This window comes from Streptomyces sp. NPDC002499, assembly GCF_053595415.1.
The window spans coordinates 74,896-99,993 of sequence record NZ_JBSFXO010000018.1 but is presented as its reverse complement, the minus strand read 5'-3'; the positions used below and the strand labels follow the sequence as shown (position 1 = coordinate 99,993).

Below are 25,098 nucleotides of genomic sequence, written 5' to 3'. Positions count from 1 at the left end.
GGTCGCGTCGTTGCACAGGAGACGCGCTACAGGCGGGAACTCCGCGGAAAATCGCGCGATACGGGAACATCCGATCTCTGGGGCAACGTCGTAGGGTCTGGTCTCCGGTGCGATGGATGAGCTGGACAAGGAGAGGACGAGAGAGGACCGATATGAGCCCCGCAGACCACCCCGTGGCATGGGAGCACCCCCCGACCCGGCGGGCCTGGCTGAGGCAGCTGGCGGTGAATGCGCTCGGTCTCGTCGGCTGGGTCGCTCTGTGGTTCGCGCTCCTGGCCGTCCTGTCGGTTTTCCTGTCCCCGGGGTACGCGATCCTCGTAGCACCGTTCCTTGTGTACGCCTTCTACCGAGCGTTCCTGCAGGTGTTCGCCCTCCCCACGATCTTGCGGATGCGGCGCGCCCTCCAGGTGTACCCGTGGCACCTGCACAGCGACGCCCCGCAGGGTCTCGCCGAGCGACCCGATGTCGTCGGCAGGCAGTACGGCTGGTTCGAGTTCCCGAATCCGGCCCGGCCGGAGGAGCGGCTGCCCTTGGTGTTCCGCCGACACTGGGGTGTTGGGTGGTGGAGCCGTCGCATGGCCCCACGTGCGGCTCGTGAGCTGAAGGCCCAGATCGACGTGGTGTGGTTTGCGGGAGACCCCCGTTTCATCGGCGTACTCGCCGCGCCCTCGCCCGACGGCTCCGCGCCCCGCCGATTCCGTTTCCTGCATCAGCAGGCGGGCGCGGACGGAGGCCGGATCTCTGTCATCGACTGGGGTGCGACCGCCGAGGACATCCAACGAGGCCTCCTTGCCGGAGTCCGACCCGCCCGTCCCTGATCTCCTCGATGACACGAAATCTCACCGTCCCGCAATCCCGCATCACCATCGTCATAGCCGATCACCGTCCGGGCCGGTACAGGCACTCCGATAGCGAAGCGAAATCCCGGACATCGACAGTGCCCGACGCTCGACCCGCGCCTGTCGGGCACGGCAGCCGATTGGGGTATCGGCAGGACGCATCACCTACCAGCGTGTCCGTAATGCACACAATTGGCAAGCTTTGCTGGGAACTTCGCGGTGGCGAAACCCGGAACCCCACCGATAGCGTTTGTCCTCTTGCCGAACTTCAGTCTCACGGGGAGTCCACAGTGAAGCGCCGCACTTTGCCCACCGCTGTCGCGCTGGCCGCAGCCACAGGTCTGCTGCTGACGGCTTGCGGGGGCGGGGACGACAGCTCCAAGGCCAATGACAAGATCGCGGGCGCCGACGAGGGGGGTTCGAGTTCCCCGTCACCCTCGGCCTCCGCAGCGGCCGACAAGGACGCGCCGACCTTCGACCTTCCTTCGGACATCACGGTGGCCGTCGAGCGGAAGACGACCGGGGATGCGACGAAGGACGCGGTGCTGCGGGACGTGGCGTATTCGGCGCAGGCGCGGCTTGAGGCTTTCGCCAAAGGCGAAGGCCAGGCGGCCAACATGAACCGCTACTTCGCTGCTGACGCCCTCACCTACTGGAACGAACAGATCAGCGCCAACAAGAAGAAGGGGCTGACCAACACCGGCTCCTACCGCTACTACGACTTCCAGGTCCTGGACCTCAAGGGAAAGACCGCAGCGGCGCGTTACTGCGAGGACCAGCGAAAGGGGTTCGCCAAGGAAATCAAGTCCGGCAAGGTGCTCCGCACCCAACCGAGCAACAAGGACTTCATCCAGGTCACGCTTCAGATGGCGCAGGATTCCCGTGGCGACTGGCAAGCCCGGCAGGTGAGTTGGAAGACGGAGGTCGCGGAATGCGTGCAGGGCTGAAAGCAGTCCGTCCAGCCCTACGGACGATCGCCGCGACGAGCCTCCTTGTTGCTCTGGGCGCAGGCTCTCCCGCCTACGCCGGTGACGGCTCCTGGGGCGAGGGCGGGGGCAGCTCTCAACCCGACCACCCGAAGTCCGATCCCGGTGCGGACTCCGGCAACGGCACCATCGGCGCCCACATCCGCATCAGCCAGAAAAAGACCGGCTCGTCCTCCTCCACCACAACCGCCACCTCCTCGAACGCCGACTGGAAACCCCCCGTCTGCTGGTACGAGCCCATGTACTCCCCCGAGGAGTACGAGGAGTTCATGAAGACCGCGTACAAGGGCGCCCAGGAACCCGCGGCGAGCTACGCCAAGGAACGGGCCGACGAGGATTACCACAAGGGCGACAAAGGCCTGTGGTGGCAGGTGAAATTCCGGGACGACAACTTCACCGAGGCGTGCCCCGTCACGACGGACAACTGGGAGCTCTGGGTTCCTCCGGCCCAGCCGAGACCGGAACCCAATCAGCTGACTCCGCAGATCCTCTCCGAACTGGCCTACAACTCCACGAAGTTGCCCACTCCACCCGTGGAACTGAGCCCGCGCGCGGACCGGCTCATCGTGAATCTCGGTACCCGGGTGAAGCTGGAGAACGACTTCGACCGCGTATGGACGACGGCCAGCATCGACTACAAGGGCGTCCAGATGGCCGCCACCACGGTCGCGACCCCCGTCGCCCTCAAGGTCGAGGCCGGCACGGCGGACGCCGACCCGCAGAGCTGTACGTACGACCTGGTCAAGGCCAAGAACGGCTACACCGTCGACAGTACGGACGCGGGCTGCAACATCACCTACCGTCGTTCGTCCGGCAGCGAGACCTACCCCTTCAAGGCGTCGATCACCTGGAAGGTGACCTGGACCGACTCCGCCGACCCCGACGGAGCGCCGCAGCAACCTGCTCTGCCGGACGGTCTGTCCACGTACGAGCAGGACGTGGCCGTGAAGGAAATCCAGGCCGTCAACCGCTGACGATCCGGTGCACGGCCCAGGAAGCCCGGCCGTGCACCACGCGTAGAAACCGGATCCCGCCATGAGCGACCTGCGTCTGGAAGACACGATCTTCCAGGACTTGAAGAAGACCTTCTCCTCCATAAGCGACCGGATGGAAACCACGCGCCGCACGCTCCGCGGCACCGACGCCTCCGCCGTTGGCGAGGGCAAACTCGTCGAGGACGTACAGGACTTCGCCGACGACTGGCAGTACGGCATCAAACAACTCGGCAAGCACACCCAGGGCGCCGTGAAGATGATCAATAAGATCGGAGAGAGCTTCGGCAAGCTCGACCTCGACCTGGCCGAGTCCCTCAAGGCTCCGCAGAAGAAGGGCAAGTGACGTGACCGGGCAGCGGCCTGCCTTCCCTCACATAGGTTGGGACCCCACGCCGGGGAGCGTGGAGGACACTCGGGACCTCGCCAAGCAGCTCGGCAAACTAGCCGGTGAACTCGGCACGGCGCTCGGGGAGTTGGAGCGCATCGAGTGCGGCGCCTGGAAGGGCAAGACCGCGATCGCCTTCACCGAGTACATAGGCCAGGACGTCACCCCCCTGATACGCAAGAGCCACGACTCCTTCGACAAGGCCTCGCGCGCTCTGCACCGCTGGGCAGGCGAACTCCAGGACTTCCAGGGCCGGGCCGACCGCCTGGAGAAGAGCGCCGGCGAAAAACTCGATGCCAGGTCGAAGGCCGAGGCCAAAGCCGGCGGCAAGGGCAGCGACGACCTCGCCAAGACCTCCAGTGCGGTGGACGGAGTCATCCAACAGGTCCACGACTTGGAGGAGGACTACCGGCAGGCTGCCCGGAAGATAAGCAAGGAGCTGGACAAGGCCGGCGACATCGCTCCTGACGAGCCTGGATTCTGGGACAAGCTCGGTAGCGGGATCGCGAACGCCTGGGACGCCACCGGCGACTGGCTGCAGGAGCACGCCGACCTGATCAAGATGATCGGCGACGTACTCAGCGACATCACCGCGGTGCTGGGCATGCTGGCCATCGTCACCCTTCCCTTCCCACCTCTCGCCGCCATCTTCGGTACGGCCGCACTCATCGGCAGCGGTCTAGCCCTGGCCGCCCACGGCATCGCCATGGCGGCCGGTGCGGATGTCGGCTGGATGACGCTCGGCACGGACGCGCTGGGATTGCTGCCGGGCATAGGCATGTTCGGCAAGGGAGTCAAGGTCGTCGGTGAGACCGCGAAGCTGGGCAGAGCCGCAGCGGTGGCCAAGGCCGGTGCCCTCGGAAAGGGATTTCAGGTCACGGAGCTCGGCAGTTCACGCATTCTGTTGTCCATGGGCAAGGCCTCGAAGCTCGTCCAGGAAGGTCACGGTGTGAGTGGGTTGGTGAAGATCGGCGGTTCGTCGAACTTCGTCTACGAGGTCTCCCATGCGAGCAGCGGCTTGGCGTCGCGCATGGGAGGTCTGGCGAGTGCGGGATACCACGAGGGTCAGTGGCTGGGTACAAAGGGCATCAATACACTCTTTAACGGGAACGTCGATCCGTTCAGTGGTCTCGGAAGGGCACTTGACGGTGGTTTGAAGATCGCTCCCAAGGTCGGCACACATATAAAGGACGCCATATCCGGTGACTGACGGAACAAGAGTGAGTCCGCCACGAGATCCGACTTGAGAGAGGCCGCACATCGATGAACGTCTGGGAGCCCCGTCCGGGAGAGACGCTCCTCGCCCGCGCCCCGGTCACCTTCGCCACCGGAGCCGCTACGCGAGTCAGGGGCATGCGATGGTTCCGTGACACCGAGCGCAGGGATATCCAGCACGAGTTGAGGGACTGGCCCGAGGGCCCCTCCTTCACACCCCACTCGACCGGGGATGCCCTCGTCCGGAAATCGTTGAGAGGTGCGGCGCTGACGGCGGGCGTGGCCGTCATGGCCTTTCTCAGTTCCGCAGGGGGCAATGTCACCGGTGGTGGCCATGCTGGAGACGAGAGCTCGGACACTCCGGACGACCCATCGGACGAGGTGGAGGACTTTCCGGTCATCTGGGCAGCCCCCGGCACCATCGCCCGCACCTTGCCCTGGCAACTGGATCCGGGCCGCTTCGACCAGAAGTATCAGGTCACCCACGCGATCTTCACGGATCGCAGGCTCCTCTTCGTCGAGCTGCCCTATGAAAAGAAGAACTTCGAGGCAATTGACGACGACGTCCTCTGGGAGTGCTCCCGCACCGACGTCGACCGCATCGAACTCAAGAACTTCAGGGACGGGAACGACTTCAAAGTCGTGTTCGTGGACGGATCGTGGTGCAGACTACGCTCCAACTGGCGGCGGAGGCTGACGCGCTATCTGGCTCCCCCGCGGGAACTCATCGCCCTGGAATCCCTGACCCCGCAACAGCGAACGACCGTCCTGAACTTTGCCGCGGAGAATCAGATGCCGAGTTCGGTGACTCCGATCATCACCCGGAATCCGGGCGGTCGCTATTCGGTCGACATCCTCCTCCCGAAGCGGTTCACCTCTGCCTTCGGCGCCTCGGAAGTAAGCCTCGTAATGGACTCCGCAGGCCAAGAGGTCGCTGTCGAGGACTATCACCCCGAGGACTTCTGACCCCGACGGCTCATCGATTTCGAAACGGCTTCCCGCTCCATGACACCCTCTCCTGACCTCACCGTGCCGGCCCACCTGCCGACCCCGCCCGCCGACCCTCCGCCCGTCTGGTTCCTGACCCCCGAGGGCTTCTTCGCACTCCCTCTCGCAACCGACCCCGAGGAGCGCTCCGCCCGAGCGGAGTCCTTTGTCCGCGACCTCTACTCCCGCGGCGACGAATCCATTTGGACCCCGGCCGCGCCCTACTACACGGCGATAGCCGAACTCATGGAGAACACCGGCCTCTCCTACGCTGCGATAGGTCTCTTCTCCACTTCCGAGGAAGAGCGGACCCCTGAGGGAGAGGTGGCACGGCACGACCTCACCGACGGCGCCGCCCAGTGCGCGTTCACCCTGGCAGCCGTACCCACCGACCAGACAGACGTCGACACCGCCGCCCAGGGAATCCTCGCAGTCCTCTCCAAGGACCCGTACGACGATGTGCAATGGCTCGATCTGCCCTGCGGTCCTGCCGTCTCCTGTGTCACCTGGCGCGAGTTCCAGATCAATCCGGAAGTGACGGCGAACGGCGAGCCGGCCGACCTCGTCACCGCGCAGATCCAGGTCCACGTCCCGTTCCCCACGGGCCCGTTCACCGCCGTCTTCACGCTCTTCACGGCATCGGTGGACCACTGGCCCCAATTCATCGAGATGATGGGCGCCATCCTCCAGACGGTCTCCTTCGCGGACCCCCTCGAGGCTCTCTCCGCCGACGAGTCGCCTACGCCTGGGTCAAGTTCGCAATCGTCTTCTACCTCGATGAGCTGACAGCAGGACAACAACAGTCCGTTCGAGGCCACCCCGTCGTTCCGTGATCAAGGATCCACCGCACGACATCGGCGTGGAGGTACACATGATGATCGTCGAAACCAGCTCAGATCCTGCCCTGTGGTTCCACATGCCGATCCACGGCAGCAGGTCCGAGTTCGCGCGGTGGCTCGATCTTCAGCTCGACGCGAGCGGCCTGCTGCATCAACGCAAACTGACCTGGCGCGAGAAGCGGCAGATGAGGAAGTTCCTCGAAGGCTCGGCCGCCATGCTGCGCGACCGCGTCGAGGCGGATCAGGCATTTCTTTTCGGGCCGATCCCACCCCAGGCGGCACCGCTTGTGTTCTTCACCAAGCAGTTCGTCTGCGACGAAGAACACAGCCCTCATCACCTGAGCATGCTCGCCGAACCCGATCCGACGGTCACCCTTGCGAGCGAGCGAGTGGAGACCGTCCCCTTCCTCTCCCCGCACTTCGGCGAGGGGCTCCGCTGTCTGCGCAGTTGGACCCGCCCCGACGGCGGGCTGATCCTTTCCGTCACCTATGCCTGGAACGACGCGCGGCACGACATCGATCTGGTCCTCAAGGGCCACTACGACGAACCCGCCCTGCTCGAAGCCTCATTCGACGCCATCGACGACTTCGCAAGAAGCCTCCGGCTCAGAGCCGCCGAAGGACAGCCCAACTCGGCCGGCCAGTGAGCCTTTTCAACCTGATGTTGATGCGTGGTGACGGGCATGGCCCGCTCTCCAAAGCAGGAACGGACATGACCCACACCACCGACGGACATGCCTCCGCCCCCGCGCGCAACTCCCTCCCAGAACCTCCCGGCCCACCCAACACCTGGTGGGATCGCGAATCCCGGCTGCGCGACCAAGCCAACGCACTCGACGCGCTGATCCGCGAGGACCTCTCCCGCGGTCGCGCACTCGCCTTCCTCCTGTGCGCAGGCGTCGTCACCCTCGTAGCCGCGCTCGTCCCCGTCATGGTGGTCGACGCCGCCGACTCCGAGTCGAGTGAAGCCACCGATGCCGCAGTGGCGGCCGTACTTGGTATCGCCATGCTCGCTGTCATCGCCCTCACACTCCTCCTCGCTGTGGCCGTCCTCGCGGGCCTCTCCGACCCCACCGTGCTGGCGCTGGTCCCCTGCCTGATCGTCGCGGGGCTCTTCGGCTGGAGCACGGTATGGAAGTACGGGAGCCGCTACAACTGGTCCCAGCGTGAGCGGGGAATCCGGTTCCGGGCACACAGGTGAGATCTGCACAGTTCGAGCCCATACAGGGAGAACCGAGTGAATATCCGCTTCGCTCTGGACACGGACAGCGACCCGACGATCTGGCTCGGGTTGCCGATCAGCGACGGCCGGGGAGCCTCGCGTGAACGCAGGAAGTGGGCTCGTAGGTCTTCGGAGTTGCTCTGGAGTCTCACGGACGGCGCCTCCGCAGAGAAGGCCGACGTCAAGAGGTTGGCCGGGCAACTGGAGGCGACAGCCGAGTTGCTCCCTCAAACCCTTCCTGTCCATCAGGCCTTCATCTACGTACCGGACCCGCGCCGCGACGTCCTGACGTTCGTGACGCACATAGGCGTCAGCGAGGGAGCGGTTGATTCGGCCCTGCCTGAACTCGTACAGCAGAACGCGCCCGGAGCGATCCAGGACCCTGAGGTCATCGATTTCGACACGGACCGGCTTGGCCGTGGAATGCGCTCGATCCGATACTTCGTGTCGGCCAAGGCCGAGGCCGTCTGCTGTTCCGTGAACTACGCCTGGCGGATCGAGTCCCGCGGGGTCGACCTGGTCCTTCGGACCATCAGCGACAACGTCGGCTGGGTCACGGCCAACATCGACGAGTTCGACGACTTCGCCCGCAGTCTTTGGGTGCTGGACGAGGAAGGATAGCCGGGCGCCGAACTGCCCCGGCACGAAGGGGAGATGGGCGCTGAAGACGTCCAGACACAGGCACGCTTTCGTCGGGCCGCGGATGAGCCGGTAAGCGGCTGAAGCCGCGCTCCTGCGCGGGTGAAGGCCTCACCGAAATCGAGCCGGGCACCACTATCGCCCGCCCGCTGCCCGGCTCTTCCCCTTCCCCTTCTTACGCAGCCTGCGCAAACGATCCCGCTCCCGAGTCGCCTCCGTCTCTCGTGCCGCCCGGTTCATCCGGAAGAGAGCCCACCCGAGCAACCCCGCACTGACCACGCACGCCACCAACGCACTGCCCGTGCCCGGGATGTACGCACACCCCGCCTCGTATGAACGGCAGTTCTTTCCGGGAAGGGCGCTCAGCAGATAGAACGGGGCGGCGAAGGCTGCCGCCCAACAGGCTGTCGCCGCCAAGGCGCGCGCTGTCCGGCCCACGGTCGGTCGACCTGGCGTACCGGAGCCCCACCGCAGGCCTCCGGCCACCCCGAGCACCGTGACCAGGCCGAGGACGGCGCCTGCCGTCCAGGATCCGCCCGGTAGGTCCACGAGTGTGGGTGCGGTCGCACGTACCATCCGCTTCCACAGACCCATGACCAGCAGCAGCACGAACAGCGCGGCCACAAGGCAGAAAAGGCCGATGGCGATTCCGAATCCCTCCCTCACCCGGGTCCGGGTTCCGAGTTCTTCTCCCATCGGTCAGAAACCCACCGTCAGGGTCCGCACGATGCTGTCCGCCGCTTCTTCCATCTCTTCGTCGATGCCCGGCAGCGACCACGACACGAGGACCACGACAGCGTCCTCCGTGGCCGGCGGACGAATCCCGTATGTGACCGACTGCAGCAGCACCCCAGGGCCGCGGCGCTGCGAACCGTCGGCCGCGAAGTTCTGGCGGAGTCGTACGGCCGGGCCGATCGGCAATTCGGGGTGGGAGATGTGGGGAGGTCCGAAGTCATCCGCGCTGAAGGCGTCCGCCAGCCGGTCGAGGGAGATGTGCGGCAGGGTCTCGTCCGGGCGGAACACCTCGAGCTCCAGAAGGGCGAGCGCGGTGTCGAAGCCGTCGGGATAGAAGGCGAAGGCGTACAGGGGCCCGCGGCCGCGGCTGTCGTCGGCCCACCCGCGCAGGTCCTTTCGCAGCGCGCCTTCGTTCAGCTTGTGACCCGCCACGCTGTTCCGCTCGCGCAGATCTCCGGCGGTTCTCTTCGCCCACCGCTTGACGTCGTCCGACGGGTCCAGGGGGAGCGGCACCCAGTCCGTCGGACATTCGATGCCGCACGTCTGGATGTCATTCATGGGCGCCGGCACCGTCCAGCCAGGTCAGTGAACCGGCCACCGCGTCGAAGAGTTCGACCATCGCGTCGCCGATCTGGATGAGGGGGGTGGAGAAGGTCAGAAGCAGGTGTGCGTCGGTGGCGGGTACCGGCAGTTGGTAGTCCAGGGTGATCGACGCGAGCGCCTCGTCCGGGCTTCCCGGTGCTCCCGTCGGGGCCGAGCGGTCCGGTCCACCCGTCGTCCGGCGGACGCGAACAGCCGTTCCCGCGGGCAGTTCCACGACCGAGACCTCTCCGTCCCCGTCGGCCGAAAGGCGGGCGGCGAGATCGGGGGCGGTCGGCAGGGAGCCGCCGGGTACCGGCGGCACCAGCGTGATCAGCAGGGAGGCGGGAATGGTGAGCGGACCCGCCTGCTGAAGGCTCAGGTACAGCTCGATGCCACCGTCCCGGTAGGCCGCGACGGCTTGCGCCCGAAGGGACTCGCGCGCCTGCCGCTTGAGGTGCGGCGCGTTGTCCACTCCCTCGAACTGCCGGTCCACGAGGGCGTCGACGGACCGTTCGCGCCCGTCGGGATCGATACGGACCCGGAACCAGCCGTCCGGCAGCAGCAGTTGGTAGTCGGCCGGGGGCGCTGCGCCGGGGGCTCTGCCCACTTTCGGTGTCACGACGGCTCCGGGTTCATCGGGGTGGATCCCACGTCTCGGGTCACTGGTCCCGGCCATGCTCGACCGGCTTGTCGTAGGAGGAGCGGCTGATCAGCGAGGCGACCGCGGCCGGGCCGAGTTCGGCCACGATGGTCAGGAGAGAGAACAGACCCGCCAGGCGTGCCACCGCGCTGTCGCCGAAGAGTCCGGCCAGCAGCACGAGGCTGAAGAGCGGAACCAGCAGCAGTTCGTTGCCGCCGACGACCGTGCGGTGCCAACTGGTCTCCGCGCGGGCCTCCTTGGCCGGCAACGGCGACATCATGCGGGCATCCGCGGCGAGCGAGTGCCCCTTCCACCAAGGCTCCGTGGCCTCTGCCCGGCGCCCGGGGTTCCGAGTCTCCTCGTCCGCGACGGGGACCGACAGGCCAGCCACCAACTCGTTCCAGCGGTCCTGGCCTCGTGGTCCGGCGAACCAGTGACGCCAGGGCAACAACGCCCGGCTCTCACCGTTTCGGTCCCGCAGCTCCACTCCCAGAGGCTGTCGGCCGGCACCGGGAGCGACCAGACGCACCACCCGCGCGATGCCGTACGCACCGTCTCGCGCCAGCCACCGCTCCCGGCCGACGGTGTCCGTCAACACCACGTCACCGGACAACACACGGACGGACGCCGTACGACAGAACCTCCGCGTCACTCGTTCGCCGACCGCCGGATCGGGTGTGATCACCACGGCGTCCGCGAACCGCGTGCGCAAGTACCGCCGATTGCGCCACCACGCGCCGAGGCGCACCACGGCGTCGCTCGCCGGTACGAGGAACAGGGCTCCCGCGGCCGCCGGCAGGCACCAGTCGACGTCAGCGGCGAACGCGACGACGAGCGCGAGGAACCAGCCGAAGACACCCAGCCCCCTGGTCCAGCCGTACCAGCGGGGCAACTCGCCGTGCACCGCCCGGTAGGGCCCGCTCCCCCGGTCCGTCCTGACCGGTTCGTTCGCGGGTGGCTGCGCACTCTCCTCCAGCGGAATCCCGAGTGCGGTGGCCAGTTCCCTGAGTCCCGTCCGGTCCAGACACCTCGCCGGCCGCAGTTCCAGGACTCCGACGACATGCGCCTCGGGCAGCCACTCCGCGAGGGGTACCCGCAGCACGCCCCGGCCGTCCTCCTGCTCGAAGACCACCGTGCCCCAGCGCTCGGCGGGTCGCTTGGCCACGGTCTCCCACAGATCGGAGGACGGCGGGACGAAGACCGCCCGCGTGATGTCCCCGCCACCGACGGGATACCGCCGCTCGCGCAGTCGCCTGTCGCGTACGACGAGACTCTTGCCGTCGGCGTAGATCCGCGCCAGGCGCACGACATCGGCACTGTGCGGGCGCGTGCCGCGCGGGCGCACCACTGGTTCGGCGCGCGGCTCCGGCTCTGCTCCGACTCGTCGCTGCTCGGTCATGGACCGTCCTGTTCATCCATTGCTCGTCGTCGTGGCTTCCTTGACCCCGGTGGCCGACCAGAGCCCGTCGTCCAATCCGCCTAGCCCCACATGGTCACCGATCCAGCCGGTGATCTCCCCCTTGTCGACAAGGTCGGTGGCCGAGGCGAGGCCGGTCGAGCCCGCCCAGATCCGGGTCTGGGCCTTGAAGACGTCACCGGCCGCCCGCACCGCGTCATCCGCCCGCAGGGACTCCGAGATCTGCCCCATGCTCTTTTCGAGATCGGCGATACCAGAGTCCCCGATTCTCGGGCGGACTCCCGCCCATGTCTCGCTCTGCCCCAACTGCCGGACGTTGCTGGGCCGGAAGTCCTTGACGCCCTTGAAGCCCTCTTTGAACTCGTTGTAGATCGACTTGGGGTTGAAGGCTTCCTTCAGCCGTGCCGCCCCGGGAAACCAACCTTTCGGCATCTCGTCGATCACCTTGACGCCGGCCTTGCCACGCAGAGCACCGCCGCTGAGCAGGTTGGCCTTCTTCCACGTCTCGTTGAGGGCCCTCTGATACGCAGCCGTGCCGGGCTTCGCCCTGATGCCCGCCCTGAGCGCCCTTCCCGCCGCCGAACGCGCGGTCGCCTTCGCAGCGAGCGAGGCACCCTTGGCACCGGCGATGGCTCCACGGCCGATGCCCAGCGTCACGAGTCCGACGACGTCCAGGGCGACATCGAACCAACTGCCCTCACCGGCGAGCGCCAGCAGCGTGTGGCCCACCAGAGAAACGAGGGTGGCGAGGAGCGCGATGCTTCCGAGGACTGCGGCGAGCGCTTGGCCGATCACCGGAATCCAGCCCACCAGCAAGGACAGCGTTCCGCAGATCGTCGCGATCCAGCCCGACCACTTGAGGACTTCCTCGATGAATCCGGCGTTGTCGTGCACCCAGTCCTTGAACTTGTCCCAGCGGCCGTCCTTCAGCCCGTCGTGGTCGATGGCGTGACGAATGGAGTCGCGTGCCCTCTTGGCCGCCGCGTCACGCACGTCCTTGGCCGCTTCGAGATCCTTCTTCGCCCGTTCCATTGCGGAAGCCGACGCTTCCTGGCGCTTCTTCAGCTTGTCCCGGCCGGGATCGTCGTCAGGTGTGTCCTTGGGGAGTTTCCCGATCGCGGTGCTGCTCGCCTGGTTCTCGTCGTGAGCGTCCTGGGCGTCGCGCAGCGCCTTGTCGGCCATCTTCTGTGCGCGGTGGAGTTCGGAGGCGTACTCCTTGGAGTCCGTGCCCTCGCTCACCTTTTCCCCGAGAGCGTCCGCGGCGGCGTCGTAGCGCTTGAACGCCTTTCGGAGCTTGCCCTCGGCTTCCTCGGCCTGCTGGCGGAACTCGTCCGCCGCCTTGCTCTTCCAGGCCTCGACGGACGAAAGCGCCTTGATCTCGCCTGCCTGCTTCCTGATGGCTTCAGCCGTCTTGCGCAGGTCCCTGCCGAGTCTGGCGACTTCCTCCGGATCACCCGGGACCGGATCGGCCGACTCCCCGATCGCCGACCACTCGTCGGCCCGAGGGCGTGTCACCCGGGTCCCTCCTTGGCGGTCGGCTTCTTCGGGTCCGTACCCCGGAGGGCATCGGCGAGTTGGTGGTCGATGTCCTCGTAGGCCTTCGCCGCCGTGGTCAGGATCTTGGAGAGCTTCTCCAGTTCGTCCGTCAGACGCTCCCGGTGGATCCTCCAGTTGTCACCGAAGTCGTCGAAGACGTCGACCAGGCCCTTCTCACCGAGGACGGGCACCCCCAGTCCGTCCGCGGGGTTCGCGTTGCGCTTGAACTCCCGATGGATCCTGGAGAGAGAGCGGGCGCTCTCCTTGATACGAGAGAGATCAGCTGTCTGATCCGACATGGTCCCCCGCTGAGAATTCCGAGAAGTCCTGACACAGCGACGTCGGTGCGGCCGCCCAGAAGGCCCGCCGCACCGACGTCCCCGCGCATCCGCCGCGTCGATCAGCCCTTGGCCGACTTAGCCAACTGATCGTCCAGCTGCTCGTACGCTTCCTTCGCCTTCTTCAAGAAGTCCGAAAGCCCGTGCAGCCCCTGGATCGTCTTCGTCGCACCCTTGGTGAAGTCCTTCATGGAGTCGTCGTACGCTCCGGAGGCCTTCTGGGTGGAGAAGCCGTTCTCGACCAGTGCCGAGACCCGCTTCTCGACCGACTTGATCTTGTCTTCCAGGTCGTGCATGTCCTTGATCAGGTCACCCGCGACCTTCTCCATCTCGGCATAAGTAAGGTCTGCGTCTTTGCCCTTGCCCATGACGGCTCCCTCCCGTTGGTGTGGCCTCAGGGCCTTCCCCCGTGGCACCGTTCGTGCGAACCGTCCCACCCGTACCTCGGTACGGCGGTAGTCCGCACGAGCAAAGATCTTACGGGTGCGACCCGTGGGGCCACAGGGGCCTCGTGCAAGGGAATCGTGAACCGTCGCACATCCCGTTGCGTACGGCAAAGGCTCTCGGGCTAAGGTCGCTCCCAGTCTGTGTTGAGTCTGTTGGGGGACCTAGCGTGCGCCTGAGTCTTACCGTCGTCGACCCGCTCGGCGGTGCCAGTGCCGACGTGGTGCTCGACGCCGATCCGGAGTCCACCGTCGGTGACATCACCGGGGAGTTGGCGAAGCATGTCGGTTTGAGCGGGAGTGCGCAGATCATTCCGATCGGCGCGCAGCGGGGCCTCGGCGCCGGCAGCTCCCCTCTCGCCTACGTCGACGGGTACGCCCTCGATCCCGCCGCCGACGTCGTCGGCTCTCCCCTGCGCGACGGTGTCGTCGTCAGCCTGCACGATCCGGCCGGGTGTCTGCTCGGGGAGCCCACCGGTGTCGTGGAGTTCCGGGTCGTGGGCGGTCCCGCCGCCGGGGCTGTGCACCGGCTCGGGGTCGGCAAGTACGACATCGGCAACGGACCGGCCGCACACCTCCGCATCGACGACCCCGAACTCCCCGCCCGCGCCGCCACCCTCTCCATCGCCATCGACGGCACCTGCCAACTCGCCCTCCACGCAGGTAAAGAGACGAAAGACGCGGAAGACCGAGCCCGGCTCGACGGTGCGGACTTCACCGGCGGCGAATGGCCCCTCTCCTCCCAACTCTCCCTCGGCAACAGCCTGTTGGAGATCAACGCGTACGCCCCGCCCAACGCCGCGCTGAAGTGGTCCGAGGACGGTTCCGCGCTCGACTACAACCGGCCCCCGCGGCTGCGGCCCGCCGACCGGCAGACCAGCTTCTCGCTGCCCAACCCGCCCAGCGACTACGAAGCCCGGCCGCTGCCCTGGCTGATGGCGGTGCTGCCGCTGGTCGGCGCCGTGGTGTCGGTGATGATGTTCGGGCGCTGGTACTACCTGATCATGGCGCTGATGAGCCCGCTGATGCTCTTCGGCAACTACTTCATGGACAAGAAGCACGGCCGCAAGTCCCACGCCAAACAGCAGAAGGAATACAAGGAGCACAAGGCGCGGATCGAGAAGGACGCGCAAGAGGCTCTCGTCACCGAGCGGGGCGATCGGCGGCAGGCCGTGCCCGATCCGGCCGCCGTGCTCACCTTCGGCACCGGTCCCCGCACCCGCCTGTGGGAGCGCCGGCGCACCGACGCCGACCATCTGCTGCTGCGCTTCGGCACCGGCCGTCTGCCCTCCGAGGTCGAGCTGGACGACCCGGAGCAGGACGAGCACAAGCGCAAGGTCCGCTGGTACATCGAGGACGCGCCGGTCGCGCTCTCGCTGCGCGACCTCGGGGTCGTCGGGGTCGCCGGGCCCGGTGACTCCGCGCACGCGCTGGGGCGTTGGGCCGTCGCCCAGACCGCCGTCCTGCACAGCCCGATGGACGTGCAGTTCTACGTCCTCACCGACAACGACGCCCACGACCGCTGGGACTGGGTGCGCTGGCTGCCGCACTCCCGCCCGACCGGCGGCCAGGACGTCAACGTCCTCATCGGCACCGACGCCGAGACCGTCGCGGCCCGCGTCGGCGAGCTGACCCAGCTGCTCGACGGCCGCCAGAAGGCCCTCCAGCAGGGCGGCCGCAACAAGACCGACGGTCCCGCCTTCACCGACCCGGACATCGTCGTCGTATGGGACGGCTCACGGCGGCTCCGGTCCATGCCCGGTGTCGTACGACTGCTGCGGGAGGGTCCGGGGGTCGCGATCCGGTCGGTCTGCCTGGACGAGGAGGAGCGGTTCCTGCCCGGCGAGTGCCAGGCCGTGGTCGTCGCCGAGCCGCACCAGCACGATGAATCCCCGGCCACCGTGCCCGCCGCCGCCCAGTCCGCCGGTGGCTTCCCCTCCTTCCAGGCCTGGCATCCCAACGTCCAGCACGACGACCAACAGGCCGAGCAGGTACTGGAGTTGCGGCTGCGGGTCGAGCAGAGCGGGGCGCTGCGCAAGCGGAACGTGCGGCCGGACTTCGTCTCCGCCGCCTGGTGCGCGCGGCTGGCCCGCTCCCTCTCCCCGCTGCGCGACATCAGCGGCGAGACCGAGGACTCCGCGCTGCCCGGCGCCAGCCGGCTGCTGGACGTGCTCCAACTGGAGCCGCCCACGCGGGACGCGGTGGCCGCGCGGTGGCGGATGGGCGGGCAGTCGACGATGGCCGTCATCGGTGAGTCGTACGACGGTCCGTTCGGCATCGACCTGCGGCGGGACGGCCCGCACGGGCTGATCGCCGGTACGACCGGTTCGGGCAAGTCCGAGCTGCTGCAGACCATCGTGGCCGCCCTCGCCGTCGCGAACACGCCGGAGAACATGACGTTCGTCCTGGTCGACTACAAGGGCGGCGCCGCCTTCAAGGACTGCGTCCGACTCCCGCACACCGTCGGCATGGTGACCGACCTCGACGCCCACCTCGTCGAGCGCGCGCTGGAGTCGCTGGGCGCCGAGCTCAAGCGGCGCGAGCACATCCTCGCCGCCGCCGACGCCAAGGACATCGAGGACTACCAGGATCTGGTGAGACGGGAGCCCAGTCATCCGTCGGTGCCCCGACTCCTCATCGTCATCGACGAGTTCGCGTCGATGGTGCGTGACCTGCCCGACTTCGTCGCCGGTCTCGTGAACATCGCCCAGCGAGGACGTTCCCTCGGCATCCACCTGTTGCTCGCCACCCAGCGGCCAAGTGGTGTGGTCTCCCCGGAGATCCGCGCCAACACCAACCTCCGCATCGCGCTGCGCGTGACCGACGCCGGTGAGTCCACGGACGTCATCGACGCGCCCGACGCCGGGCACATCGCGAAGAGCACACCGGGACGGGCGTACGTCCGGCTCGGCCACGCCTCTCTGGTGCCCTTCCAGTCGGGGCGGGTCGGTGGCCGGCGTCCCGGTGCCGCCGATCCGGCGACGCTCGCGCCCTGGGCCGGGCCGCTGACCTGGCAGGACCTGGGGCGCGGGGCGCTGCAGAAGCCCAAGTCCGAGGCCCGCGAGGACGACGAGATCACCGACCTCAAGGTGCTGGTGGACGTCGTACGCGAGGCCAACACCGCCCTCGGCATCCCCGCGCAGCACTCGCCGTGGCTGCCCGCGCTGGACGACTCGCTGCTGCTCGGCGACGTCCCGGCCGTGCAGGCCCAGGGCTCGCTGCCCGCGGCCCCGTACGGTGTCGAGGACCTGCCGGCCGACCAGGCCCGGCGTGCGGTCGCCGTCGACTTCGCGACCTTCGGGCACCTCATCGTGGCCGGCGCCCCGCGCACCGGCCGCTCGCAGCTGCTGCGGACCATCGCCGGTTCGCTGGCCCGCACCAACTCTTGTGCGGACGTGCACCTTTACGGCATCGACTGCGGCAACGGCGCGCTCAACGCGCTGACCCGGCTGCCGCACTGCGGCGCGGTCGTCGGACGCAACCAGCTGGAGCGGGTGGAGCGGCTCATCGGGCGGCTCGGCAGCGAGGTGACCCGTCGTCAGGACCTGCTGGCCGACAAGGGGTTCGCCGACATCGGCGAGCAGCGGGCCGCCGTCACCGAGGAGGAGCGGCTGCCGCACATCGTGCTGCTGCTGGATCGCTGGGAGGGCTGGCTGCCCACGCTCGGCGAACACAACCACGGTGAACTGACCGACCAGGTCATGGTGATGATGCGGGAAGGCGCGAGCGTCGGCATCCATGTCGTGATCACCGGTGACCGGCAGCTGCTGGCGGGCCGTATCTCCTCCCTCACCGAGGACAAGTTCGGTCTGCGGCTCGCCGACCGTGCCGACTTCTCGATGCTGGACATCAACTCCCGCAAGGTGCCCGAGGAGATCCCGCCGGGCCGCGCCTTCCGCAACGAGACCGCCGCGGAGACCCAGTTCGCGCTGCTCTCCGAGGACACCACCGGGCAGGGCCAGAACGCCGCGCTGGTGGCGATCGGCGAGGCCGCGGCCGCCCGGGACGCCCAAGTCCCGCGTGAGCGGCGGCCGTTCCGGGTCGACGTGCTGCCGAGCCGGATCTCCTTCGAGGACGCGTGGGCCATGCGCGACTCGGCGACGGCCGGCACTCCGCTGTGGGCGATCGCGGGCGTCGGCGGCGACGAACTCACCGCGTTCGGCCCCGACCTCGCGCAGGGCGTCCCGGCGTTCGTGATCGGCGGCCCCGCCAAGTCCGGCCGCAGCACGGTGCTGTTGAACTTCGCCCGCTCCTACCTCACCCAGGGCGTACGTCTCGTCGTCGCCGCCCCGCGGCCCTCCCCGCTCCGTGAACTCGACGGCCAGGAAGGCGTGTTGAAGGTCTTCACCGGGCGGGACGTCGACGAGGACGAGCTGGAGGAGCTGGTCGGGACGGCCAGCCCGGCGGAGCCGATCGTCGTCCTGGTCGACGACGCCGAGGTACTGGACGACTGCGACGCCGAGGACGTCTTCAAGCGCATCGTCGAACGCGGCGTCGAGGAGGGCCTCGCCGTCGTCATCGCCGGTGACGAGGACGAGATCTGCGACGGCTTCTCCGGCTGGCAGGTCGACGCGAAGAAGGCCCGCCGCGGCATCCTGCTCTCCCCGCAGGAGTCCGGCTCCGGCGAACTCATCGGCATCCGCACCAACCGCAGCATGGTCGGCGGCCCGGTCACCCCCGGCAAGGGCATGCTCCACCTGGGCGGCGGGGACCACGTCACGGTGACGACACCGATGTAGCGAGGAGGGGCGACCTCCGGTCGGCCCGCGGCCAGTGCTGTGACCGCATCCACCGGTTCAACGAGATCGGCCTGGCCTGCCTGGACCCTCCGTGGGCGGGAGGCCGGGCAGACCCGGAGCCCCGAACGGGGCCGGTTCAGGAGAAGGACGGCGCCGGAGGAGAACGACTCAGGAGGCGGACGGCTCGATCTCCCCCGCGAAGACGATGACCTGGTCGATGAGGCTCCGCCGCAGATGGACGACGTCCGTTCCCGCCAGGCGGGGGCCTCCGTCCGGCGTCGTGAAGACCCACTGGTACCGGGCCCACTCGTCCGGCATGTCCACCGCCGAACAGCGCACCATCGTGCCGGTCCCCGCGGGGTGGCGCCGGATGTCCAGCACGAACCGCTCGACCGCCTCGATCCCCTCACTGCGGCCCAACGGTCCCCAGAAGACCACGTCCGAGGTGAGGGCCTGGGAGAGCAGCGCCGTCACATAGCTGTCGTCCGAGGCGTTGAACGCGGAGATGAACGTGTCGATCGCGGACCGTGCGGTCTCTTCCTGCATGCACCAGTAATACCAGCCGCCTCGCGGACCGCGCTCGTCCCGTCAGCCGTCTCCCGCCCACGGTGAGCCATCCCGGTCACAGCACTAGTTTGCCCGCGACATCCGAGACGTCGGATTCCCCTCCGCCTCGCTGTCCGACACGTACTTGAGATCGTCGCCCACCAGCGACAACCGCACCGTGTGCGGGGTCGGATTGCACCCGTCGTGGTTGGACGCGGCGCCGGTCGACGTGGCGACGATCTCCTTCTTGGTCACCGACTTCACGGTGAGGTTGTCGTCGCAGGTGCCGCCGAGCTGGTCGGTCTGGCGCAGGGTGCCCAACGTCTCGCCCACGGCGGCCTGGCGGACAGTCAGCCGGAAGGTGCCGACCGGGAGCGTGCCGTCGAGGGCGAGGGCCGAGCCCTCCCAAGTACCCAGGTAGGAGGAGGGGACGGCGGACCCGGCGGTCTGACCCGCGCTCGTCGGGCCGGGGCTCGGCTCCTTGCTGCCGCTGGGCCCGGAACTGGGCTTCGGGCTCGCCGAGGAGCCGGGCTCGTTCCCCGAAGTGGCCGCCGGCGCCGAGGACTTGGCGCTCGTGTCGCCCGACGCGTCGTTGTTGTTGCCGCCGTTGGGCATCAGGTCGAACAGGAACACCGACCCCACCGTCACCGCCGCCAGCGCCCCCGCGACCGCCAGCGCCACGGTGCAGCTCATCCGGCGCCCGCGCCCCCCGTTCCCCGGCGCGGACGAGGCCGCGACGGACACGGACAGCTTGCCGGGGCGCTCGTTCCCGGGACCGGACACCCCCGTCGTCTCCTGCGGAGTGGCGTCACGTGGCTCGGGAACGCCGGTGGGCGCGGAGACGGGCGCGAATGTCGGCGTGGCCGCAGGCATGGGTGGAGCCATCGTCGGCGGCGGCCCGAACTGCCCCACGGAACCACTCGAATCGACCGACGGACTGCTGAACCCCACCGGCCCGGAAGCCGCCTCCCTCAGCCCCGTTCCCCCTTGGCCCGTTCCCCCTTGCCCCGTCTCCCCCAGCACCGCCTCAAGATTCAGCAGTTGTACGGCACTCCGGCTCACCTGCTCCACCAGCGCCCCCGGCAGCCACCCGCCCGCCACCAGCCGGGCCGTCCCCTCGGGAGCGAGCCGGCGGGCCAGTTCGGGTGGGGTCGGCCGGTCGGTCGGGTCCTTGACCAGGCACGCCTCGACCACCTCCCGCAACTCGCCCTCCAGCGAGCCGAGTTCGGGCGGCTCGTGGACGACCCGGTAGAGCAGGGCGGCCGACGAGTCGCCCGGGAACGGGGGTTCACCGGTCGCCGCGTACGCCAGTACCGCGCCGAGCGAGAAGACGTCGGCCGCCGCCGTGGCGCCCTTGCCGAGGATCTGCTCGGGGGACATGTAGCCGGGCGAGCCGATGGAGACGCCGGTCGAGGTGAGGGACGCGGTGCCGTCGGTGGCGCGGGCGATGCCGAAGTCGATGAGCAGGGGGCCGTCCAGGGTGAGCAGGACGTTGGACGGCTTGACGTCCCGGTGGACCAGGCCCAGTTCGTGCACGGCCGTCAGCGCCTCGGCGAGACCGGCGCCCAGGACCCGTACCGAAGGGGCGGGCAGCGGGCCGCCGTCCGTGACCGCGCCGGTCAGGGACGGGCCGGCCGCGTACGCCGTGGCGACCCAGGGGACGGCGGCCTGCGGGTCGGCGTCGAGCACCGGGGCGGTCCAGGCGCCGCCCACCCGCCGGGCCGCGTCCACCTCGCGCCGGAAGCGGGCGCGGAACTCCTCGTCGAGGGCGAAGTGCGGGTGCACGATCTTCACCGCGACCGTGCGGCCCCCGGCACTGCGGCCCAGGTAGACCCGTCCCATCCCGCCGGAACCGAGCCGGCCGAGCAGGCGGTAGGGCCCCACGACGGTGGGCTCGTCGACTCCGAGCGGTTGCATGACGTCCACCCCTCCCCCGTAACGAGTAGAAGGTTAGTGCGCCGACGGCCGTCGGAAGACTCCCCGCCGGCTACGGATCGCCCACGGATCGGCTACGGCTGGAGCAGATTCACCTTCAGGTCCGCCGGGAGACCGCTCGTCGGGCCGATCCGGCGGGCGAACTCCTCGACCGCCGCCAGCTGGGGGGCGCCGAAGTCGAAGTTGAGGGTCGTGAAGTACTGCTCCAGGACCTGCTCGTCGAAGACCTCCCAGCGGGCCGCCTGCTCGGCGACCTTGCCGACCTCCTCCAGGGAGAGGTTGCGGGAGGCGAGGAAGGCCTCGTGGACCTTGTGGGTGATCTCCGGCTCGCGTTCCAGGTAGTCGCGGCGGGCCGCCCAGACGGCGAAGACGAAGGGCAGTCCGGTCCACTCCTTCCAGAGCGCGCCGAGGTCGTGCACCTGGAGGCCGTAGCGCGGGCCGTCGTGGAAGTAGGCCCGCAGCGCCGCGTCCCCGATCAGGACCGCCGCGTCCGCCTCCTGCATCATCAGGCTGAGGTCGGGCGGACACGTGTAGTAGTCGGGGGTCACGCCGTAGCGGTCCGCGAGGAGCAGCTGGGCGAGGCGGACGGAGGTGCGGGAGGTCGACCCGAGGGCGACCCGGGCGCCGTCCAGCTCCGTCAGCGGGACCTGGGAGACGATGACGCAGGACAGCACGGGACCGTCGCAGCCGACGGCGATGTCCGGGAAGACGACCAGGTCGTCCGCGTGCTTGAGGAACTCCGCGGTGGCGATGGGACCGATGTCGAGGTCGCCCCGCACCAGCTTCTCGTTGAGCTTGTCCGGGGTGTCCTTCGTGAGCTCGATGTCGAGGAGGGTGCCGGTCCTCGCGAGCCCCCAGTACAGGGGCAGGCAGTTCAGGAACTGGATGTGTCCGACGCGCGGCCGGGTGCGAGAATTGTCCACATCGCGAGGCTAGACCCTGCGGCACGTGGTATGGCGACCGCCCCCGCCACCCCACCGTCAACGCGACACGCCCGAGATCAAACGTTCCGGTGACGTGATCTTGGCCTCTATTGCTTTCGGGTGCCTGCATGCTAGGCTCGCCGCAAGTTGCAGTTTGGTTTCCCTTGCAGTACAGAGCCTGCGGAGCATGTAACCGCGGGCTCTAGTCGTTTTCAGACGTATGCAGTAGTGCGGGACTTGTTTTCACACGTGCAGGGTTCTGGAGCAGGGCGACCCTTTGGGCCCAAGGAGGGCTTATGGCTACCGGAACCGTGAAGTGGTTCAACGCCGAAAAGGGCTTTGGATTCATCGCCCAAGAAGGCGGAGGCCCCGACGTCTTCGTTCACTACTCCGCGATCAACGCGTCCGGTTTCCGCTCGCTCGAGGAGAACCAGCAGGTTTCCTTCGACGTGACCCAGGGTCCGAAGGGCCCGCAGGCGGAGAACGTCACGCCGGTCTGATGTGACCTGGGCCGTCGGCCCGGCGATCTGAGTACGAGTTGCACTACCCAAGGAGCCCCGTGCCGCAAGGCGACGGGGCTCCTGCCTTTGTGCTGCGCGGGCGGAGGCGGTGAGGTCTTCGCAGGTCGGGAGCGTTGTCAGTGGTCGTCGGTAGCGTCCGGGGGCATGACCGAACCCGACTTCGTGACCGCGACCCGCACGTTCTACGACACCATCGCCGAGGACTACGCCGACCTCTTCCGTACCGAGCTGACCAAGCCCGTGGACATGGCGATGTTCGCCGCTTTCGCGGAGCTGGTGGGGCCCGGCGCGCGCGTGGCCGACCTGGGCTGCGGGCCGGGGCGGATCACCGCCCACCTCGCCTCCCTGGGCCTGTCCGTCGTCCTCGGGCTCGACCTGTCGGAGTCGATGCTCGCGATCGCCCGGCGCGAGCACCCTGAGCTGCGCTTCGAGCACGGCTCGATGCTGGCGGTGGACCTGCCCGACGGGTCGCTCGCGGGTGCCGTGTCCTGGTACTCGTCCATCCACACCCCTGTGGACGAACTCCCCGCGCTCTTCGCCGAGTTCCTGCGCCTGCTCGCCCCCGGCGGGTATCTGCTCCTCGCCTTCCAGATCGGCGACGAGCCGCGCCGCCACGACCGGCCCTTCGGACACGACGTACAGCTGGACTTCCTGCGGCGCCGGCCCGAGCAGGTCCTCCCGCTGCTGCTGGCCGCCGGGTTCGCGCCCGTCTCCCAGACCGTGCGTGAACCCTGGCCCAACGAGTCGACGCCCCAGGCCATCCTCCTCGTCCGCAAGAGCCTCTAGAGCACCCCCGCCAGATCCCGCGCCGCGATGTACCCGAACGTCATCGCCGGACCGATCGTCGAGCCCGCGCCCGCGTAACTGTGGCCCATCACCGCCGCGCTGGCGTTCCCGGCGGCGTACAGCCCCGGGATGACCGAGCCGTCGGAGCGCAGCACGCGCGCCCTGGCGTCGGTCACCAGGCCGCCCTTGGTGCCGAGGTCGCCGGGGACGATCCTGAAGGCGTAGTACGGGGGCAGCCACAGGGGCGCGAGGCAGGAGTTGGGGAGGACGCCGGGGTCCGTGTAGTAGTGGTCGTACGCGCTGTCGCCGCGGTGGAAGTCGGGGTCCTTCCCCAGCAGGGCCTGGGAGTTGAAGCGGCTGACCGTGGTGCGCAGGGCGGCCGCGGGGACGCCGATGGAGGCGGCGAGGGCGTCGAAGGACCAGGCCTTGTGGGCGGCGCCCGAGCCGTACCAGTCGGCGGGCAGGACGAAGGTCGGGGCGATGTCCCTGAAGAGGTAGCGGTTGCGGTAGTTCTGGTCGACGACCAGCCAGGCCGGGATGTCGGGGTCGGTGGGGTTGCGGTCGTACATGGTGTGGACGACGTCGCTGTAGGGGGCGGCCTCGTTGACGAAGCGGCTGCCGGCGGCGTTGATCATCAGGCCGCCGGGGAGGGTGCGTTCGGCGAGGCAGAAGTAGGGGTCGCCGGGCAGCGGGATCGCCGGGCCCCACCAGGCGTCGTCCATCAGGGCGAGCGCGCCGCCGGCCTGCTGGCCGGCCCGGATGCCGTCGCCGGTGTTCTCCTTGGCGCCGACGGTCCAGTCGGTGCCGATCGGCTGGCGCTGGTACTGGGCCCGCATGGCCGCGTTGTGCTCGAAGCCGCCGGAACCCACGACGACACCGCGCCGGGCGCGTACGAGACCGGCGGCGCCCGCGCGTGTGACGACGGCCCCGGTGACGGCGCCGCCCTCGACGTACAGGCTGGTGAGCGGGGTGTTCAGCCATACCGGGACGCCGGCGCTCTGGAGCCCGGCGCGCAGTCCGGCGGCCAGGGACTGGCCCATGGTGAGCGGTTTCTGGCCCAGCAGGGCGGCCTTGGTGCCGCGGGCCAGGCACTCGGCGGCGACGGCGGCGCCCTTGACGTTCACGGCGGAGAGGGCGAGCCATTTGTAGTCGGCGCTGAAGACGACGAGGCCGGCCGGGACGTCCAGGTAGGGCGGGTTGAGGTGGGCGAGTTCGGCGCCGAGGACGTTGCCGTCGAGCTGGTCGGGTTCGATGGAGCGGCCGTTCGGGAGGCCGCCGGGGAGTTCGGGGTAGTAGTCGCTGTACCCCTCCATCCAGCGGAAGCGCAGCGGGCTGTTGGCCATGACGAAGGAGATCATCGCCGGGCCGTGCGCGAGGAAGGCCTGCTGCCGGGAGGCCGGGACGTCCGGGCCGACGACCGCGGCGAGGTAGGCGGCGGCCTTGGCGGGCGTGTCCGGGACGCCCGCGGCCAGCAGCACCGGGTTGTTGGGGATCCAGATGCCGGCCCCGGACCGGGCCGCCGAGCCGCCGAAGGTGGCCGCCTTCTCGACGACCACACAGCTCAGTCCCGCCCGGGCCGCGGTGAGCGCGGCGGTCATGCCGGCCGCGCCGGAGCCGATCACGACGACGTCGTACGTCCCCAGGAGCGGCGGGTCGGCGGCGGTGGCCGTACCGGCGCCGGTCGCGAGGGCGACGCCGGCCGCCGCGGAGGTGCCGAGCACCTGTCTGCGGGTCGGCAGCCCGATGGGTCTGCCGGGCTCCCTGTACGTGCTCGTGGACATCTCGGGTTCCTCCTGCCGAACGAGGACAAGGAGACCGGAATGTCGCGCGAGGGTCTTGTGAAGTCAATA

General features: G+C 68.6%; 23 protein-coding genes. 13 read left to right on the top strand and 10 right to left on the bottom strand.

Translation table 11 applies throughout. The annotated features are described in order from the left end of the window. Positions 1–152 precede the first annotated feature (152 nt). The 10 genes from ACWD5F_RS42120 to ACWD5F_RS42075 all read left to right on the top strand — a co-directional run bounded on the left by ACWD5F_RS42120 (position 153) and on the right by ACWD5F_RS42075 (position 8,089). A complete protein-coding gene (locus ACWD5F_RS42120) occupies positions 153–818 on the top strand; it encodes a hypothetical protein (protein ID WP_451261497.1) in 666 nt (221 codons plus the stop codon). A gap of 311 nt (positions 819–1,129) precedes the next feature. Further along, positions 1,130–1,786, top strand: a complete 657-nt coding sequence (locus ACWD5F_RS42115; protein WP_451261496.1) for a hypothetical protein — start codon at positions 1,130–1,132, stop codon at positions 1,784–1,786. Continuing rightward, entirely contained in the window at positions 1,771–2,799 is a 1,029-nt protein-coding gene (locus tag ACWD5F_RS42110) for a hypothetical protein (protein WP_451261495.1), read from the top strand. Before ACWD5F_RS42115 ends, ACWD5F_RS42110 begins: the two co-directional genes overlap by 16 nt. A 61-nt stretch (positions 2,800–2,860) precedes the next feature. After that, on the top strand, positions 2,861–3,163 hold the full coding sequence (locus ACWD5F_RS42105; RefSeq protein ID WP_280878633.1) for a hypothetical protein: 303 nt from the start codon (positions 2,861–2,863) through the stop codon (positions 3,161–3,163). A 58-nt stretch (positions 3,164–3,221) separates the two neighbouring features. After that, complete coding sequence (locus tag ACWD5F_RS42100; RefSeq protein WP_451261494.1) at positions 3,222–4,415, top strand: enoyl-CoA hydratase/isomerase family protein; 1,194 nt, start codon at positions 3,222–3,224, stop codon at positions 4,413–4,415. A gap of 53 nt (positions 4,416–4,468) precedes the next feature. Beyond that, on the top strand, positions 4,469–5,386 hold the full coding sequence (locus tag ACWD5F_RS42095) for a hypothetical protein (protein WP_451261493.1): 918 nt from the start codon (positions 4,469–4,471) through the stop codon (positions 5,384–5,386). Between the two features lie 39 nt (positions 5,387–5,425). Beyond that, positions 5,426–6,193, top strand: coding sequence for a hypothetical protein (locus ACWD5F_RS42090; RefSeq protein ID WP_451261492.1), 768 nt, complete (start codon positions 5,426–5,428; stop codon positions 6,191–6,193). A gap of 43 nt (positions 6,194–6,236) precedes the next feature. After that, the gene (locus ACWD5F_RS42085) at positions 6,237–6,893 is read left to right on the top strand and encodes a hypothetical protein (protein ID WP_451261491.1); all 657 of its coding nucleotides are present in this window, start codon (positions 6,237–6,239) and stop codon (positions 6,891–6,893) included. Positions 6,894–6,958: 65 nt separating this feature from the next. Next, positions 6,959–7,447: a hypothetical protein gene (locus tag ACWD5F_RS42080; RefSeq protein ID WP_451261490.1), complete on the top strand. Its 489-nt coding sequence runs from the start codon at positions 6,959–6,961 to the stop codon at positions 7,445–7,447. Between the two features lie 36 nt (positions 7,448–7,483). Continuing rightward, on the top strand, positions 7,484–8,089 hold the full coding sequence (locus ACWD5F_RS42075; protein WP_451261489.1) for a hypothetical protein: 606 nt from the start codon (positions 7,484–7,486) through the stop codon (positions 8,087–8,089). Positions 8,090–8,806: 717 nt separating this feature from the next. On the opposite strand, the gene ACWD5F_RS42070 is transcribed toward ACWD5F_RS42075, so the two are convergent. From ACWD5F_RS42070 to ACWD5F_RS42045, 6 genes are all read right to left on the bottom strand, one after another. Beyond that, positions 8,807–9,400: a hypothetical protein gene (locus ACWD5F_RS42070; protein ID WP_451261488.1), complete on the bottom strand. Its 594-nt coding sequence runs from the start codon at positions 9,398–9,400 to the stop codon at positions 8,807–8,809. Further along, positions 9,393–10,043, bottom strand: coding sequence for a hypothetical protein (locus ACWD5F_RS42065; protein WP_451261487.1), 651 nt, complete (start codon positions 10,041–10,043; stop codon positions 9,393–9,395). Before ACWD5F_RS42065 ends, ACWD5F_RS42070 begins: the two co-directional genes overlap by 8 nt. Before the next feature lie 40 nt (positions 10,044–10,083). Next, positions 10,084–11,463, bottom strand: a complete 1,380-nt coding sequence (locus tag ACWD5F_RS42060) for a hypothetical protein (protein WP_451261486.1) — start codon at positions 11,461–11,463, stop codon at positions 10,084–10,086. Positions 11,464–11,475: 12 nt separating this feature from the next. Continuing rightward, positions 11,476–12,996, bottom strand: a complete 1,521-nt coding sequence (locus tag ACWD5F_RS42055) for a putative T7SS-secreted protein (protein WP_451261485.1) — start codon at positions 12,994–12,996, stop codon at positions 11,476–11,478. Then, positions 12,993–13,316, bottom strand: coding sequence for a hypothetical protein (locus ACWD5F_RS42050; RefSeq protein ID WP_451261484.1), 324 nt, complete (start codon positions 13,314–13,316; stop codon positions 12,993–12,995). The genes ACWD5F_RS42055 and ACWD5F_RS42050 overlap by 4 nt, the downstream gene beginning before the upstream one ends. A 101-nt stretch (positions 13,317–13,417) precedes the next feature. Beyond that, positions 13,418–13,723, bottom strand: coding sequence for a WXG100 family type VII secretion target (locus ACWD5F_RS42045; protein WP_401714300.1), 306 nt, complete (start codon positions 13,721–13,723; stop codon positions 13,418–13,420). A gap of 245 nt (positions 13,724–13,968) precedes the next feature. Here ACWD5F_RS42045 and ACWD5F_RS42040 point away from each other — a divergent pair, with 245 nt between their 5' ends. Further along, on the top strand, positions 13,969–18,537 hold the full coding sequence (locus ACWD5F_RS42040) for an FtsK/SpoIIIE domain-containing protein (protein WP_451261483.1): 4,569 nt from the start codon (positions 13,969–13,971) through the stop codon (positions 18,535–18,537). A gap of 168 nt (positions 18,538–18,705) precedes the next feature. On the opposite strand, the gene ACWD5F_RS42035 is transcribed toward ACWD5F_RS42040, so the two are convergent. The 3 genes from ACWD5F_RS42035 to ACWD5F_RS42025 form a co-directional block, all read right to left on the bottom strand. After that, positions 18,706–19,083, bottom strand: a complete 378-nt coding sequence (locus tag ACWD5F_RS42035; RefSeq protein ID WP_024757633.1) for a nuclear transport factor 2 family protein — start codon at positions 19,081–19,083, stop codon at positions 18,706–18,708. An 84-nt stretch (positions 19,084–19,167) separates the two neighbouring features. Then, complete coding sequence (locus tag ACWD5F_RS42030; RefSeq protein WP_451261482.1) at positions 19,168–21,000, bottom strand: serine/threonine-protein kinase; 1,833 nt, start codon at positions 20,998–21,000, stop codon at positions 19,168–19,170. A gap of 92 nt (positions 21,001–21,092) precedes the next feature. Then, positions 21,093–21,941, bottom strand: a complete 849-nt coding sequence (locus tag ACWD5F_RS42025) for a menaquinone biosynthetic enzyme MqnA/MqnD family protein (RefSeq protein ID WP_401714303.1) — start codon at positions 21,939–21,941, stop codon at positions 21,093–21,095. 296 nt (positions 21,942–22,237) lie between these two features. On the opposite strand from ACWD5F_RS42025, the gene ACWD5F_RS42020 reads away from it, so the two are divergent. Next, a complete protein-coding gene (locus ACWD5F_RS42020; RefSeq protein ID WP_003992177.1) occupies positions 22,238–22,441 on the top strand; it encodes a cold-shock protein in 204 nt (67 codons plus the stop codon). Positions 22,442–22,606: 165 nt separating this feature from the next. After that, complete coding sequence (locus ACWD5F_RS42015) at positions 22,607–23,248, top strand: class I SAM-dependent methyltransferase (protein ID WP_451261481.1); 642 nt, start codon at positions 22,607–22,609, stop codon at positions 23,246–23,248. Here the strand turns inward: ACWD5F_RS42015 and kstD are convergent. After that, positions 23,245–25,029, bottom strand: a complete 1,785-nt coding sequence (kstD, locus tag ACWD5F_RS42010; protein WP_451261480.1) for a 3-oxosteroid 1-dehydrogenase — start codon at positions 25,027–25,029, stop codon at positions 23,245–23,247. The two genes, ACWD5F_RS42015 and kstD, sit on opposite strands and share 4 nt — an antisense overlap. Positions 25,030–25,098 lie beyond the last annotated feature (69 nt).